This window comes from Janthinobacterium sp. SUN026 (assembly GCF_030397625.1).
GTDB lineage: Bacteria > Pseudomonadota > Gammaproteobacteria > Burkholderiales > Burkholderiaceae_D > Janthinobacterium > Janthinobacterium kumbetense.
Genome location: NZ_JAPQNU010000002.1, coordinates 1,013,898 through 1,029,326, shown reverse-complemented (window position 1 = coordinate 1,029,326; position 15,429 = coordinate 1,013,898). Strand labels below are relative to the sequence as shown.

Genomic DNA, 15,429 nt, shown 5'->3' with positions numbered 1-15,429 from the left:
ACGATGCTGATCGATCATTACCATCAAGTGCGCCAGCATTCTCTGCTGCTGGCCGAACCCCTGTCCGACGAGGACTGCGGCGCGCAATCGATGCCGGACGCCAGTCCCGTGAAATGGCACCTCGCGCATACCACCTGGTTTTTTGAAACGTTTATCCTGGAAAGCATGGAAGCGGCGTTCGCGCCTTTCCACCCGGCCTTCCGCGTGCTGTTCAATTCGTATTACAACGGCGTGGGCGAGAAGCACCCGCGCGCCCAGCGGGGCTTGCTGACGCGCCCCGGCATGGAGGTCGTGCGCGCCTACCGTGCCAACGTCGATGCGCGCATCGCGCGCCTGCTAGCGGGCGAACTGGCGCGCGACGAGCGCGAACGGCTGACCATGCTGCTGGCGCTGGGGCTGGAGCACGAGCAGCAGCATCAGGAGTTGCTGTTGACGGATGTCAAGCACCTGCTGGCGCAAAGCGCGCTGTTTCCCGCCTACCTGGAGCGCGGGGACAGCGGGCTTGCGCCAGCGCAAGAACACGCGCAGCCCACGGCCTGGCTCGCCTTCGACGGCGGCCTGGCGCAGATCGGCCATGCGGGAGACGGCTTTTGCTTCGACAATGAATTGCCGCGCCATCCGCAATACGTGGCGCCGTTCGAACTGGCCAGCGCGCTGGTGACGAATGGCGACTATCTCGCCTTCATCGAGGCGGGCGGCTACCGCACGGCGCACCTGTGGCTGGCTGAAGGGTGGGACTGGGTGCGCAGCCAGCAACTGGCGTGTCCGCTGTACTGGCAGCGCGATGACGCCGGCCGCTGGCAGGAATTCACCTTGTTCGGCTTGCGGCCGCTCGATCTCCAGGCGCCGGTCACGCATGTATCGTTGTTCGAGGCGGACGCCTATGCGCACTGGGCCGGCGCGCGCCTGCCGACGGAAGCGGAGTGGGAAGTGGCGGCGCAAGGTGTCGCCGTGGAAACGGGCCAGCTGCATCCGGCCGCCGGTGCGCCGGGCGCAGGCTTGCGGCAAATGTTCGGCCACTGCTGGCAGTGGACCAGCAGCAGCTACGCGCCGTATCCGGGCTACCGCACGGCGCCCGGGGCGCTCGGCGAATACAACGGCAAGTTCATGCTGAATCAATACGTGTTGCGCGGCTCGTCGTGCGCCACGCCGGCCGGCCATGCGCGCGCCAGCTACCGCAATTTCTTCCCGGCCGGTGCGCGCTGGCAATTTTCCGGCATCCGCCTGGCGCGCCAGGTGGAATAAGCGGCTTAGTGCAGGCGCGGAACGGACGGGGCAGGGCGGCTTGGCGCCTGGCCTCCAGCGCTCTGTTCCAGCTTGAACTGGCTGACGAGGGTTTCCAGGTCGCCCGCCTGTTCATGCATGGCCGCCGCCGCCGCGGCCGCTTCCTCGACGAGGGCCGCGTTTTGCTGCGTCGTCTGATCCATCTGCATGATGGCGGCATTGATTTGCTCGATGCCTTCGCTTTGCTCGTGGTTGGCGACGCTGATTTCACCGACGATGGCGCTGACCCGGCCCACGCTGGCCACCACTTCATCCATCGTCGCGCCCGCCTGGCTGACCAGCTGCGCGCCCTGGTCGACCCGGTTGACGGAGTCGGCAATGAGTTCCTTGATTTCCTTGGCGGCCGCCGCCGAGCGCTGCGCCAGGTTGCGCACTTCGGAAGCCACGACGGCGAAGCCCCGTCCCTGTTCGCCGGCCCGTGCCGCCTCGACGGCCGCGTTCAGGGCCAGGATATTCGTCTGGAACGCGATGCCGTCGATCACGGCGATGATGTCGACGATCTTGCGCGACGAGGCATTGATGGCGTCCATGGTGCCGATCACTTCCGCCATGGCCGAGCCGCCGCGCTGCGCGATGGCCGATGCCGAGCGGGCCAGGCTGTCGGCCTGGCGCGCATTGTCGCTGTTGCTGCGCACGGTACCCGTCATCTCGATCATCGAGGAGGCCGTCTCTTCCAGCGCGCTCGCTTGCGCTTCCGTGCGGGCCGACAGGTCGGCATTGCCGCTGGCAATCTGGCTCGACGCCACGGCGATCGTGCCCGTACCGCCGCGCACCTGGCCCACCAGGGTGGCCAGGTTGGTGTTCATGTCGCGCAGCGCCTGCAGCAGCTGGCCCGCTTCATCCTTGCCGTCGGCCACGATTTTACTGCTCAGATCGCCTCCGGCCACGGCTTGCGCCACGCGCAAGGCATACGCGATCGGCGTGGTGATCGAGCGCGTGACCCACCAGGCAAAGAGCACGCCCAGCAGCAGGGCGGCCGTGCCCAGGCTGGCCATCAGCACATTGGCGGCGGAAATATTCTGCTTGATTTGCTGGCCGCCATGCACGACCACGCCGCGCTGGATTTCATTCAGGTGGTTGACCGTCTTTTGCAACTGGTTCAGGGCGGGCAGGGTGTCGTCGCGCACGTGCACGGCCGCTTCCGCCCGCTGTCCCGCCACCAGCAGCTTGTCGGCCTGGCTGAACGACACGACATAGGCCTTGCGCTGTTGCTTCAGGGTGGCCAGCAGTTCCTTGCCTTCAGGCAGCACGATCAGGCGGTCGAGCACGACCAGCGCATCGGTGATGGTGGCCTTGTTGGCGTCGATTTCGCCGTGGATGGCGTTGGCGCGGGCGGGATCTTCATGGATGAACAGTTCCAGCACCAGTGCCGCGTTCGAACGCGTGGTACTGCGGATGGTGGCGATGGCGTCGGCCTTGGCCCAGTCTTTTTCGATGATGGCTTCGCTGAGCGCACCGATCTTATCCAGGCGCAGCAGGCCCGTGCCCACCAGCACAGTCATCAGCAGCAGCACCACGCCGAAACCGGCACCCAGGCGCACGCCTATCTTCATATCCGTTAATTTCATACTGATTCCCTCGGTAGCTAATGATCTGTCTCCGGTGGTCTTGTTATGAAACAATTATACGGCTGGTGATACCTGATTTGCACTACTAATTGCCCTATAGAAATGAAAAAGCGGCACGGCGATCAAGCCGTACCGCTTTTTCTCCCTCTGGAGCGCGCCGAAATTGCTTAGGCGGCGCTGGCAGCCACGTCGGCCGCTGTTGTTTTTTCGGCTTCCGTTTGCCCGATGCGGCGGTTCACGGCGGACAGCACGGCCTTGAACGAGGCGGTGACGATATTGCTGTCGATGGCGGCGCCGAACAGGGTCGGGCCGTTGTCGAGGCGCAATTCCACGTAGCAAGCCGCTTGCGCATTGGCGCCGGAGCCGATCGAATGCTCATGGTAATCCATCAGCTTGATGTCGAGACCGAGCGCATTGACGAAGGCATCGATGGGACCGTTGCCGCCGCCTTGCAGGGCCAGCGGCGTCTGGCGGTGCGACAGGCTGATGTCGATCTGCACGGATTCGTCGCTGCTCGTGTCTTCCACCATGCGGTGCGAAGCGTAGGCGTACGGCGCCGTCTGCTCCAGGTATTCGCGCTGGAAGATGTCGTGGATATCCTGCGCGGCGATTTCGCGGCCCGTGGCGTCGGCCACGGCTTGCACGGCGCGCGAGAATTCGATCTGCAGGCGGCGCGGCAAGACCAGGCCGTATTCCTGTTCCAGCAAGTACGCCATGCCGCCCTTGCCGGACTGGCTGTTGACGCGGATCACGGCGTCGTAGCTGCGGCCCAGGTCGGCCGGGTCGATCGGCAGGTACGGTACTTCCCAGATGGCGCCGGCTTCTTGCTTGGCGAAACCTTTCTTGATCGCATCCTGGTGCGAACCGGAGAAAGCCGTGAACACGAGGTCGCCCGCATACGGGTGGCGCGGGTGGACGGGCAACTGGTTGCATTCTTCCACGCACTTGCGCACGGTATCGATGTCGGAGAAATCCAGGCCCGGATGCACGCCTTGCGTGTACAGATTCATCGCCAGGGTGACGAGGTCGACGTTGCCGGTGCGCTCGCCATTGCCGAACAAACAGCCTTCCACGCGGTCGGCGCCCGCCATCACGGCCAGCTCGGCCGACGCGACGGCCGTGCCGCGGTCGTTATGCGGGTGCACGCTGATGATGATGGAATCGCGGCGCGCCAGCTTGCGCGACATCCATTCGATCTGGTCCGCATACACGTTGGGCGTGCTGCATTCCACGGTCGATGGCAGGTTGATGATCATCTTGTTGGCCGGGGTCGGCTTCCAGATGGCGCTGACGGCGTCGCAGATATGCTTGGAGAAATCGAGTTCCGTGGTGGAGAACGATTCCGGCGTGTATTCGAAACCCCATTCCGTTTCCGGATGCTGCGCCACCAATTGCTTCACGAGGGTGGTGCCGGTGGTGGCGATATTCGTGATTTCTTCGCGCGACATGCCGAACACGACCTTGCGGAATACGGGCGCCACGGAGTTGTACAGGTGGACGATGGCGCGCTTGGCGCCGACGACGGACTCCACCGTGCGGCGGATCAGCTCTTCGCGCGACTGGGTCAGCACGATGATGGTGACGTCGTCCGGGATGCGGCCTTCATCGACGAGCTTGCGGACGAAATCGAAATCCGTCTGCGATGCCGATGGGAAACCCACTTCGATTTCTTTCAGGCCGATGGCGATCAGCATGTCGAAGAACCGCAGCTTCTTTTCCGCGCTCATCGGCTCGATCAGCGACTGATTGCCGTCGCGCAAGTCGGTGCTCATCCAGATAGGCGGTTTGCTGATGATCTGGTTCGGCCATTGACGGTCGGTCAATTTGACGGGAGGAAAGGCGCGGTATTTGGAAGCTGGGTTTTGCAACATCATGATCGGGTACTCCTGAAGATAGGGGAAATCAATGGTTGTGGCGCAAGCTTGCCGGGCGGCCACGCAACACTAGGCCAGGCAAGCGATCGGTAGCGATAGCAGTGCAGCGACGATGCCAGCGGGGGCGGTCGCAGTGGGGATTACGTGTACGAATGGGGATGGTGCAAACATCATCAAACCTTCCAGGGTTTTTGAAACACGCCGGCGTGTGGCCAGGCGAAGCAATGCGGCAAACTTATGCGCGTGCTAGTAGTAGTCGCGATAGCGACAGCAGGGAAGGGGAGGAATGTTTGAAGGAGGACATGCACTTAATGTACGGGAAATTGGGCGGGGCTGTCAAGCGTTTCCGTTCTACACGTAATGCACGTGCGCTGCCTCGTCCGGCACATCTTGCGCCATGCGCGCCAGGATGCGCTGCAGGATGGCCGCTTCGTCGGGCAGGCGCGCGGCGAAGGCTGGCCAGCCGCGCAGCTCCAGTTGTTGCGGCATGTCCACCAGGCCCGTGATGGCATCGTGGAAAGCATCCCAGTTCATGCCATAGAAGGAAGGAAAACCCAGCGCGGCGGCCAGTGCCGCGTGCAGCTGGCGCGGCGAGTTGATATCGCTCAAGTCGATCGACACAAAGGTTGGTCTCTTCACACTATTCCCTTGAGCAAGTTCTGCAGGTTTGCACGCATGCCGGCGACCACCGTTTCGTGCCGTTCCAGGATAGCGGGCGCATCCTGGAATGGCGCCGGGTCCAGATACAGGCGCGGCAAGTCGGCCACGGCCACGCCGCGCGGGCCGCCGCGCAGGATGTCGTCCGCATGCTGCTGGATCGAGTTGACGGCCGCCTGGATGCGCGGCGTCGCCGACGCGGCCAGGCAGGCGGCCAGCGCGGCGTCGAGGTCGGCGCGCGCAGGCGCCTGCGGCAGCACGGGGGCGGCGATCTGTTCCAGCGGCGACATATTGACGGCCGGCTTGCGGTAGGCGAGCAAGGTGTCGAGCGCCATCAGCCGGTGCGGGCCGCCGCGCTGCAGCCAGTCCAGGATGCGTGGCCACGGCGTGTCCAGCAGCGCCGCCGCCACGCCCCATTGTCCCGCCACGGGCGAGCCCACATTGGCGTCGATCCAGGCGAGGGCGGCCGGATTGCCCGTGTAGGCCAGCAAGGTGGCGTTCGACGAGCGCAGCGCGGGCGCCTGCGTGGCGAGGATGGCGGTCAGCCAGGCGAGGGCGCCGTCGGGCGGCTGCTGCGATAGCTGTTGGGTAAACGGGTCGCTCAGGGCGCGGCTGTCGGAAAATTGATATGCGTCGGACATGTTCTGTGATTCGGCGAGTGAGAAGAGTTTATAGGTTGACTGCCTGCCAGACCAGGGGCAGGGTTGAGCAAGCAGGGTTGAGCAATACATCGGACGCTGCGACGCCGGAGGGTTGGCGGCTACTGCGCCGATTTTTGGCAGCGTGCGGAAAAGTGCATGGTGGCGCTGTTTTCAAACGGGGAATTGATCTCGCCCTTTACCTCCTTCAATTTGCCGCTAAAGCGCATGGTCAGCGGGCCGCTGGCCGGTCCCGCGTCATACGTGCACGCCAGGTTGTCGCCGCTTTGCCGGCAGTCGTAGAAGTTGCTCGCCTTGCCGCGCTCGTCAACCATGAGGGTGCCTTGCGCCCCGTGCTGGTCGGGGGCGTCAAAGCTGAGCGCTATCGTGTGCTCCCCCGGATCCATGGGCATCTGCAAGTTCCCCGTACAGGTAAAGCCCGCCATTTTCTCCGCGATGTTATTCGGGCCCTGCGTCGCCGCGACGGCGTTGGCGCCGGCCGCACCCAGCAGGGCGGCAGCGAGCAGGCATGGATGGGCGATGAGGCGTAACAGGTCTGTTTTCATAAGCCGATCAATATAGTTTGGCTTGCGGCGCCAGGCTGGTGCGCGCAATTGATTGCATTAAAAACAACATTAATGATGCGGTAAGCCAGGCGCCAGTCTAGCAGCCGCAGTGGCGCGCACGATTCGGAATCTTGTCATTTATAAACATTTAAGGCGGCCTTCAGTGCGGGCGGCCCCGCTTGCGCTACAATCGGCTCTCCTTTGTTGCCACTGCCGCGCGCGGTTCTCATTTTCCACCATGTTCCCTAAACGCCTGACCCTGCTTGCCCTGGCCGCCTTTGCGCTGGCCGGCTGCGAAACCACCGCCCCGAAACCCGTCCAGGTATTGACGCCACCCGAGCCCATCGTCGTCACGCCGCGCAAGATCAAGATCGGCCTGGCCCTGGGCGGCGGCGCGGCGCGCGGTTTCGCGCACATCGGCGTGATCAAGGCGCTCGAATCGCAGGGCATCAACGCGGACATCGTCACGGGCACCAGCGCCGGCAGCGTGGTGGGCGCCATGTATGCGGCGGGCAATTCCGGCTTCGCCCTGCAAAAGATGGCGTTCGACATGGATGAAGCGGCCATTTCCGACTGGGCCTTGCCCCTGTTCGGCAAGTCGTCCGGCGTGCTGAAAGGCGAAGCGCTGCAAAGCTATGTCAACAAGGCCGTGGGCGGCGTACCGCTGGAAAAACTGAAAATTCCGTTTGGCGTGGTGGCGACCGACCTGAAAAATGGCCAGCCGATCCTGTTCCAGCGCGGCAACACCGGCATGGCCGTGCGCGCCTCGTCGGCCGTGCCCGGCGTGTTCCAGCCCGTGACGATCGCGGGCCACACCTATGTCGATGGCGGCCTCGTCGCTCCCGTGCCCGTGCGCTTCGCGCGCGACATGGGCGCCGATTTCATCATCGCCGTGAATATTTCGTCGCAAACGGATACGCAAAAGGCCATCAGCTCGATGGAAGTGCTGATGCAGACCTTCGCCATCATGGGCCAGCGCATCAACCAGTTCGAGCTCAAGGATGCGGACGTGGTGATCCAGCCCAGCCTGGGCACCATGAAGGGCAACGATTTCAACAGCCGCAACCAGGCGATCCTGGCGGGCGAGCAGGCGACCTTTGCCGTCATGGCGCAGCTCAAGCAAAAGCTGAAAGCCAAGCGCGAGCAGTAGGAGATAGCGCTGCTGCGCATTTCGTATACAATTTTGATTCAACATAACAAGGATGCACCATGCAATCGAAACCGATTTTGACCCTGGACGACGTAAAGAAAATCGCTGCTGCCGCCGAAGCGGAAGCGGTCAAGAATAACTGGGCGGTCACGATCGCCATCGTCGACGACGGCGGCCACCTGCTGTGGCTGCAGCGCATGGATGGCGTGGCGCCGATCTCGTCGCACATCGCTCCATCGAAAGCCAAGACGGCCGCGCTGGGCCGCCGCGAATCGCGCATCTATGAAGAGATGATCAACGGCGGCCGCGTCTCGTTCCTGAGCGCGCCGGAAATCGACGGCTTGCTGGAAGGCGGCGTGCCCATCGTGTTCGACGGCCACTACGTGGGCGCCGTCGGCGTCTCGGGCGTCAAGTCCGCCGAGGACGCGCAAATCGCGAAAGCGGGCATTGCCGCCCTGACGGCCTAAGTAGTAGCCGCAATTGCAGAATGAGCCGCCCCGCGCAAGCCGGGCGGCTTTTTTCATGAGGCGGGGGATTTATGCTGCTGCGCAAAAAAATGCCGCCGATTCCGAGTTTTCTTCCTTGTGGAAAAGCTTCCTTTTGGTTATAATTCAAAGGTTTAGCCAATCACACATATACCGTAGCGACTACCCATCCCCTCATTCAAAATGACCGTTGAAACACCCTGAGTGCATCTGGCTCGGGTATCTAGGCGGTCGGTCTGACGTGGCGCAGCTACGGTAACTTTATCAGGAGTTGCCCTTGCCGCCATTTTTTTCTGGCCCTGCCGTTCCAGCCATATTAGCGCTTGCTGATGGAACGATCTTTAAAGGTTTTTCGATCGGTGCCGCCGGTCATACCACGGGCGAGGTTGTTTTCAACACCTCGATGACCGGGTATCAGGAAATCCTTACCGACCCAAGCTATTGCCGCCAGATGGTCACCCTGACCTATCCGCATATCGGCAATACGGGCGTCAATCCGGAAGACGTCGAATCTTCCAAGGTTCACGCCGCTGGCCTCATCATCCGCGATCTGCCATTGCTGGCATCCAGTTTCCGTTCCACCCTCTCCCTGTCCGATTACCTGAAAGCTGAAAATATCGTCGCCATCGCCGGCATCGATACACGCAAGCTCACGCGCATCCTGCGTGAAAAAGGTGCGCAGGGCGGCGCCATCCTCGTCGGTACGCAAGGCAACGAGCCATCCGCCGCGCAAGCGCTGGAACTGGCCCGCTCCTTCCCCGGCCTGTCCGGCATGGACCTGGCCAAGGTCGTGTCCAGCAAGGACGCCTACGAGTACCGCGAAACGGAATGGACGCTGGGCGAAGGCTATGGCCAGCTGGCCGACGCGGACGCGAAATACCACGTGGTCGCCTTCGACTACGGCGTCAAGCGCAATATCCTGCGCATGCTGACGGCGCGCGGCTGCAAAGTCACCGTACTGCCTGCGCAAGCGACGGCTGCCGACGCCCTGGCGCTCAATCCGGACGGCATCTTCCTGTCGAACGGCCCCGGCGACCCGGAACCGTGCGACTACGCCATCGCGGCGACCAAGGAATTGATTGAGAAGGGCATCCCGACCTTCGGCATCTGCCTCGGCCACCAGATCATGGCGATCGCTTCCGGCGCGAAAACGCTGAAGATGAAGTTCGGCCACCACGGCGCCAACCACCCGGTGCAAGACCTGGAAACGAAACAGGTCTTGATTACCTCGCAAAACCACGGTTTCGCAGTCGACGCGGCAACCTTGCCCGCGAACTGCCGCGTGACCCATGAATCGCTGTTCGACGGTTCCCTGCAGGGCTTTGCCCGCACGGACAAGCCGGCTTTCTGCTTCCAGGGCCACCCTGAAGCGTCGCCGGGCCCGATGGATGTTGCTTACCTGTTTGACCGCTTCATCAACTTGATGGCTGCGGAGGAGAAAAAGAAAAATGCCTAAACGTTTAGATATCAAAAGTATTCTGATTATTGGCGCTGGCCCGATCGTGATCGGCCAGGCCTGCGAATTCGATTATTCCGGCGCGCAAGCGTGCAAGGCCCTGCGCGAAGAGGGCTACAAAGTCATCCTGGTCAACAGCAATCCTGCGACCATCATGACAGATCCGGAAATGGCTGACGTGACCTATATCGAACCGATCACCTGGTCGGTCGTTGAACGCATCATCGCCAAGGAGCGTCCTGACGCCATCCTGCCGACGATGGGCGGCCAGACGGCGCTGAACTGCGCGCTGGACCTGTTCAACAATGGCGTGCTGGCAAAATACAACGTCGAGCTGATCGGCGCGTCGCCGGAAGCCATCGACAAGGCGGAAGACCGTTCCAAATTCAAGGACGCGATGACCAAGATCGGCCTCGGTTCGGCCCGTTCCGGCGTGGCGCACTCGATGGAAGAATCGTGGGCCGTGCAGCGCACCCTGGGCTTCCCGACCATCATCCGTCCATCGTTCACCATGGGCGGCTCCGGCGGCGGCATCGCCTACAACGAAGAAGAATTCGAAACCATCTGCAAGCGCGGCCTGGAAGCTTCGCCGACGAAAGAGTTGCTGATCGAAGAATCGTTGCTGGGCTGGAAAGAGTACGAGATGGAAGTGGTGCGCGACAAGGCGGACAACTGCATCATCATTTGCTCGATCGAAAACCTCGACCCGATGGGCGTGCATACGGGCGACTCCATCACGGTTGCGCCAGCGCAAACCCTGACGGACAAGGAATACCAGATCATGCGCAATGCCAGTCTGGCAGTGCTGCGCGAGATCGGCGTCGACACCGGTGGCTCGAACGTGCAATTCTCGATCAACCCCGTCGATGGCCGCATGATCGTCATCGAGATGAACCCGCGCGTATCGCGTTCGTCGGCCCTGGCATCGAAAGCGACGGGTTTCCCGATCGCTAAGATCGCCGCCAAGCTGGCCGTCGGTTTCACCCTGGACGAGCTGCGCAATGAAATCACGGGCGGCGCCACGCCGGCATCGTTCGAACCGTCGATCGATTACGTCGTCACCAAGATTCCCCGTTTCACGTTCGAGAAATTCCCGACCGCCGACCACCACCTGACGACGCAGATGAAATCCGTCGGCGAAGTGATGGCCATCGGCCGTACCTTCCAGGAATCGTTCCAGAAAGCCTTGCGCGGCCTGGAAGTGGGCGTGGACGGCATGAATGAAAAGACCAAGGACCGCGAAAAGATCGAAGAAGAACTGGGCGAGCCTGGTCCTGAACGCATCTGGTACGTGGGCGATGCGTTTGCCCAGGGTTTCACTTTGGAAGAAGTGCACAACCTGACGAAGATCGACCCATGGTTCTTGATCCAGATCAAGGAAATCGTCGATCTGGAACTGTGGCTCGACACGCAGAAGCTGGAAAACCTGGACAAGAACACCCTGTACAAGTTGAAACAGAAGGGCTTCTCGGACCGCCGCCTGGGCTTCCTGCTGCAGACGACCGACACGGCCGTGCGCCAGCAGCGCCATGCGCTCAACATCCGTCCCGTCTACAAGCGCGTCGACACGTGCGCGGCCGAGTTCTCGACCGACACGGCGTACATGTATTCCACGTACGACGAAGAGTGCGAATCGAATCCGACCGACAAGAAAAAGATCATGGTGCTGGGCGGTGGCCCGAACCGTATCGGCCAGGGTATCGAGTTTGACTATTGCTGCGTCCACGCGGCCCTCGCCATGCGCGAAGACGGCTACGAAACCATCATGGTCAATTGCAACCCAGAAACGGTTTCGACCGACTACGATACCTCGGACCGCCTGTACTTCGAATCCTTGACGCTGGAAGACGTGCTGGAAATCGTCGCCATTGAAAAACCGGTGGGCGTGATCGTGCAGTACGGCGGCCAGACGCCTTTGAAGCTGGCGCTGGACCTGGAAGCCAATGGCGTGCCTATCATCGGCACCTCGCCCGACATGATCGATGCGGCCGAAGACCGCGAACGTTTCCAGCAGATGCTGCACAAGCTGGAACTGCGCCAGCCGCCTAACCGCACCGCGCGCACGGAAGCCGACGCTTTGGCGCTGGCGCAGGAAATCGGCTACCCGCTGGTCGTGCGTCCATCGTACGTGCTGGGCGGCCGCGCCATGGAAATCGTCCACGAGCAGCGCGACCTCGAGCGTTACATGCGCGAAGCCGTCAAGGTTTCGCACGATTCGCCGGTGCTGCTGGACCGCTTCCTGAACGACGCCATCGAGTGCGACGTCGATTGCATCTCCGACGGCGAAACGACGTTCATCGGCGGCGTGATGGAACACATCGAACAGGCTGGCGTCCACTCGGGCGACTCGGCTTGCTCCTTGCCGCCGTATTCGTTGGCACCGGAAACCATTGAAGAACTGAAACGCCAGACGGCGCTGATGGCCAAGGGCTTGAACGTGGTCGGCCTGATGAACGTGCAGTTCGCGATCCAGAAGCAAGAGATCGATGGCCAGCTGAAAGACGTCGTCTTCGTGCTGGAAGTCAATCCACGCGCGTCGCGCACCGTGCCATTCGTCTCGAAAGCCACCGGTCTGCAACTGGCGAAGATCGCCGCGCGCTGCATGGTGGGCCAGTCGCTGGCGTCGCAAGGCATCACGCAGGAAGTCGTGCCGCCATACTTCAGCGTCAAGGAAGCCGTGTTCCCGTTCGTCAAGTTCCCTGGCGTGGACACCATCCTGGGCCCTGAAATGAAATCGACGGGCGAAGTCATGGGCGTGGGCCTGACGTTCGGCGAAGCGTTTGTGAAATCGCAACTGGGCGCCGGCGTGAACCTGCCAAAATCGGGCAAGGTCTTCATCAGCGTGAAAGCGTCGGACAAGCCGCGCGCCGTGCAAGTGGCGCGTGACCTGGTCGAGTCCGGCTTCACCGTGGTCGCCACCAAGGGTACCGCCGCCGTGATCGCTGCTGCCGGCATCGCCGTCACGCCAGTGAACAAGGTGATCGAAGGCCGTCCGCACGTGGTCGACATGATCAAGAACCATGAAATCGTGCTGGTGATCAACACCGTGGAAGAAAAGCGCAGCGCCATCGTCGATTCGCGGGCCATCCGCACGTCGGCCCTGGCATCGCGCGTGACGACCTACACCACCATCGCGGGCGCGGAAGCGGCCGTCGAAGGCATCCGCCACCTGGATGAGCTGCGTGTGTATGATTTGCAAGGTCTGCACAAGACCTTGAACTAAGTGCGTTTGCAGTGGCCGCCGTTAGGCGGTACACTGCATGCTTATCAACCACAGAGTTCCGTGCAGAGCAGCGCGCGGCCTCTGTGGTTTTCACTTGGTAAGTCCGTTAACCGTGGCAAAACACGGACAGCGGCGCCGATAACTAGCAGATAGTAGAGATAACATGACCTCAGTCCCATTGACCAAATACGGCGCAGAACTCTTGAAGGAAGAGCTGCATCATTTGAAGACCAAGGAACGCCGCATCGTCATCGATGCGATCGCCGAAGCGCGTTCGCACGGAGATTTGTCGGAAAACGCCGAGTACGATGCCGCCAAGGAACGCCAGGCCTTCGTCGAAGGCCGCATCGCCGAGCTCGAAGGCAAGCTGGGCGCAGCGCAAATCATCGACCCGACCGCGCTCGACGCGGAAGGCCGCGTGGTGTTCGCCTCGACCGTGAACCTGGAAGACCTGGAATCGGGCCAGAAAGTCACGTACCAGATCGTCGGCCTCGATGAAGCTGACTTGAAAATGAACAAGGTTTCCGTGACGTCCCCGATCGCCCGCGCGCTGATCGGCAAGTACGCCGGCGACGTGGTGGAAGTGCAGGCGCCGTCCGGCCCGCGCGAGTACGAAATCCTGGAAGTGCTGTACATCTGATGCTGACGCGCGTGCGCCTCCTCGTTGCCACCCTGTGGGCCGGCAGCCTGTGGACCATCGGCTTCATCGTGGCGCCCACCCTGTTCGGCACCCTCAGTGACCGCGTGCTGGCGGGCAATATCGCCGGCAGCATGTTCCGCGCCGAGGCCTGGCTGTCTATCGCCTGTGCGCTGGTGCTGCTGGCCCTGTTGCAATGGGGCGCGGGCGCGCTGGAGTTGAAGCGCCGCCGTTTGCTGGCCGCATTGGTACTATCGATGCTGGTGTGCGCGCTGCTCAGCCATTTCGGCATTTCGCCCCTGATGGCCGAACTCAAGGCGCAAGCGCCGTCGGGCATCATGGACGAGGTCATGCGCAGCCGCTTCGGCATGCTGCATGGCGTGTCGACCCTGATCTTTGCCGTGCAGAGCTTGCTGGCGGGCGTGCTGATCTGGAAACAGCAGTAATCTTGAATCAGCAGCAATAAAAAAGCGGAGCAGGGAATATCCCGTGCTCCGCTTCTTGTTTCAAGCCCGGCCGCCTTGCGGTTGCCGGGTGAACAGGCTTACTTGCTGCCCAGTGCGCTTTTCTTGGCGCTTTTCTGACGCGGCTTGGCACGCTTGATGGAACCGCCTTCGGTAACGCGCTCATTGCCCTTGATCATGACTTTCGTCACGCTCGGGCGCTTGGTGCCGCTGGCGCTGGCCTTGACGATGGTCACTTCGCGCATGCCTTTGCCGGCGCTGACCTTCTCCTTAACCACTTCTTTTTTCGGACGGTAGATTACCAGCAGTTTGCCAATATGTTGTACCGGGGCGGCGCCGAGATTGCCGCAAATCGTATCGTACATTCCAACGCGGGCTTCGCGGTCGTCGCCGAACACGCGGACTTTAATCAGACCGTGCGAATCCAGGCCAAGGTCGATCTCTTTGAGGACAGCAGGTGTCAAGCCCGCTTCGCCAATAATGACGATAGGCTTCAGCGCGTGTGCTTCGGCGCGCAGTGCGCTGCGCTCTACGGGTGTAAGTTTTAGCATAATAATATTTAGTAATTCCCTTAAAAGCAGTATTCTACGCGAATGGCAAAGAAGAAATTAAACAAAAACTGGTTGCACGACCACATAAATGATCCATATGTGAAGTTGGCGCAAAAAGAGGGCTACCGCGCCCGGGCAGCATACAAGCTGAAAGAAATCGATGAAGACGAGAAACTGATCAAACCTGGCCAGGTGATCGTCGACCTGGGTTGCACTCCTGGCAGCTGGGCCCAGTACACGCGGCGCAAGCTGGCCGGCAAGGACGGCGGCGGGGTCAATGGTACCCTGATTGGCCTGGACATGCTGGAAATGGAGCCGATTGCCGATTTCCACTTCATCCAGGGCGACTTCCGCGAAGCGCGCGTGCTGCGCCAGCTGGAGGTGGTGTTGCAGGGCCGCAAGGTCGACCTGGTCCTGTCGGACATGGCGCCCAACCTGTCGGGCATCGCCACGGCGGATGCCGCGCGCATGGAACACTTGATCGATCTGGCCATCGAATTCTCGCAATTGCACCTGAAGCCGTCTGGCGTGCTGCTGGTGAAATGCTTCAAGGACATGGGTTTCAGCCAGATCGTGGAGAAATTCCGCGCCGAATTCAAGGTCGTCGTGCAGAAAAAGCCCAAGGCCAGCCGCGATAAATCGTCGGAAATCTTCCTGATGGGCCGTGGAATCAAGAATCCGCTGAAAAATGCCGTGGAAGAAGATGATTCCGCCCTTGATATTTAAGAGGGAATCCGCACATGGGAACGAGAAGTGCAGTAGCGTCTGATGGCATAAAAGCCTAAATTGTTTATACTGCATTTTTTTGCGTGAACGCGATTTTTTCGCGCGCACGGATCGGCGGGCTTTGGCACGGCCCGCTTATTGCGAGTAAAA

At 61.5% G+C, this 15,429-nt stretch carries 14 protein-coding genes; 8 read left to right on the top strand and 6 right to left on the bottom strand.

Annotated elements, in window-relative coordinates; genetic code table 11:
- The first annotated feature begins 3 nt into the window (after window positions 1–3).
- Window positions 4–1,245: an ergothioneine biosynthesis protein EgtB gene (gene egtB, locus OX459_RS14175; protein ID WP_289905492.1), complete on the top strand. Its 1,242-nt coding sequence runs from the start codon at window positions 4–6 to the stop codon at window positions 1,243–1,245.
- A 5-nt stretch (window positions 1,246–1,250) separates the two neighbouring features.
- On the opposite strand, the gene OX459_RS14170 is transcribed toward egtB, so the two are convergent.
- From OX459_RS14170 to OX459_RS14150, 5 genes are all read right to left on the bottom strand, one after another.
- Window positions 1,251–2,852 (bottom strand): methyl-accepting chemotaxis protein, encoded by a 1,602-nt coding sequence (locus tag OX459_RS14170; RefSeq protein ID WP_289905491.1) that lies wholly within the window; start codon window positions 2,850–2,852, stop codon window positions 1,251–1,253.
- Between the two features lie 167 nt (window positions 2,853–3,019).
- Entirely contained in the window at window positions 3,020–4,726 is a 1,707-nt protein-coding gene (gene leuA, locus OX459_RS14165; RefSeq protein WP_099664506.1) for a 2-isopropylmalate synthase, read from the bottom strand.
- A gap of 351 nt (window positions 4,727–5,077) precedes the next feature.
- Window positions 5,078–5,365, bottom strand: a complete 288-nt coding sequence (locus tag OX459_RS14160) for a barstar family protein (protein ID WP_289905490.1) — start codon at window positions 5,363–5,365, stop codon at window positions 5,078–5,080.
- Window positions 5,362–6,024 carry a hypothetical protein gene (locus OX459_RS14155; protein WP_289905489.1) on the bottom strand — a complete coding sequence of 221 codons (663 nt, stop codon included), beginning with the start codon at window positions 6,022–6,024 and terminating at the stop codon, window positions 5,362–5,364. Before OX459_RS14155 ends, OX459_RS14160 begins: the two co-directional genes overlap by 4 nt.
- Before the next feature lie 119 nt (window positions 6,025–6,143).
- Entirely contained in the window at window positions 6,144–6,587 is a 444-nt protein-coding gene (locus OX459_RS14150; protein ID WP_289905488.1) for a hypothetical protein, read from the bottom strand.
- A gap of 238 nt (window positions 6,588–6,825) precedes the next feature.
- Between OX459_RS14150 and OX459_RS14145 the strand changes: the two genes are divergently transcribed.
- The 6 genes from OX459_RS14145 to OX459_RS14120 all read left to right on the top strand — a co-directional run bounded on the left by OX459_RS14145 (window position 6,826) and on the right by OX459_RS14120 (window position 13,984).
- Entirely contained in the window at window positions 6,826–7,737 is a 912-nt protein-coding gene (locus OX459_RS14145; RefSeq protein WP_251351223.1) for a patatin-like phospholipase family protein, read from the top strand.
- Between the two features lie 59 nt (window positions 7,738–7,796).
- Complete coding sequence (locus OX459_RS14140) at window positions 7,797–8,204, top strand: heme-binding protein (protein WP_034786036.1); 408 nt, start codon at window positions 7,797–7,799, stop codon at window positions 8,202–8,204.
- A 295-nt stretch (window positions 8,205–8,499) separates the two neighbouring features.
- On the top strand, window positions 8,500–9,678 hold the full coding sequence (gene carA, locus OX459_RS14135) for a glutamine-hydrolyzing carbamoyl-phosphate synthase small subunit (RefSeq protein WP_289905487.1): 1,179 nt from the start codon (window positions 8,500–8,502) through the stop codon (window positions 9,676–9,678).
- Window positions 9,671–12,901 (top strand): carbamoyl-phosphate synthase large subunit, encoded by a 3,231-nt coding sequence (gene carB, locus OX459_RS14130; RefSeq protein WP_099664494.1) that lies wholly within the window; start codon window positions 9,671–9,673, stop codon window positions 12,899–12,901. The genes carA and carB overlap by 8 nt, the downstream gene beginning before the upstream one ends.
- A 163-nt stretch (window positions 12,902–13,064) precedes the next feature.
- A complete protein-coding gene (gene greA / locus OX459_RS14125) occupies window positions 13,065–13,541 on the top strand; it encodes a transcription elongation factor GreA (RefSeq protein WP_034757428.1) in 477 nt (158 codons plus the stop codon).
- Window positions 13,541–13,984 carry a DUF4149 domain-containing protein gene (locus OX459_RS14120; protein ID WP_289905486.1) on the top strand — a complete coding sequence of 148 codons (444 nt, stop codon included), beginning with the start codon at window positions 13,541–13,543 and terminating at the stop codon, window positions 13,982–13,984. Before greA ends, OX459_RS14120 begins: the two co-directional genes overlap by 1 nt.
- 98 nt (window positions 13,985–14,082) lie before the next feature.
- Here OX459_RS14120 and OX459_RS14115 read toward each other — a convergent pair whose 3' ends face one another.
- On the bottom strand, window positions 14,083–14,553 hold the full coding sequence (locus tag OX459_RS14115) for a YhbY family RNA-binding protein (protein ID WP_010397237.1): 471 nt from the start codon (window positions 14,551–14,553) through the stop codon (window positions 14,083–14,085).
- A gap of 42 nt (window positions 14,554–14,595) precedes the next feature.
- On the opposite strand from OX459_RS14115, the gene OX459_RS14110 reads away from it, so the two are divergent.
- The gene (locus OX459_RS14110) at window positions 14,596–15,279 is read left to right on the top strand and encodes an RlmE family RNA methyltransferase (RefSeq protein WP_034757436.1); all 684 of its coding nucleotides are present in this window, start codon (window positions 14,596–14,598) and stop codon (window positions 15,277–15,279) included.
- Window positions 15,280–15,429: the final 150 nt, after the last annotated feature.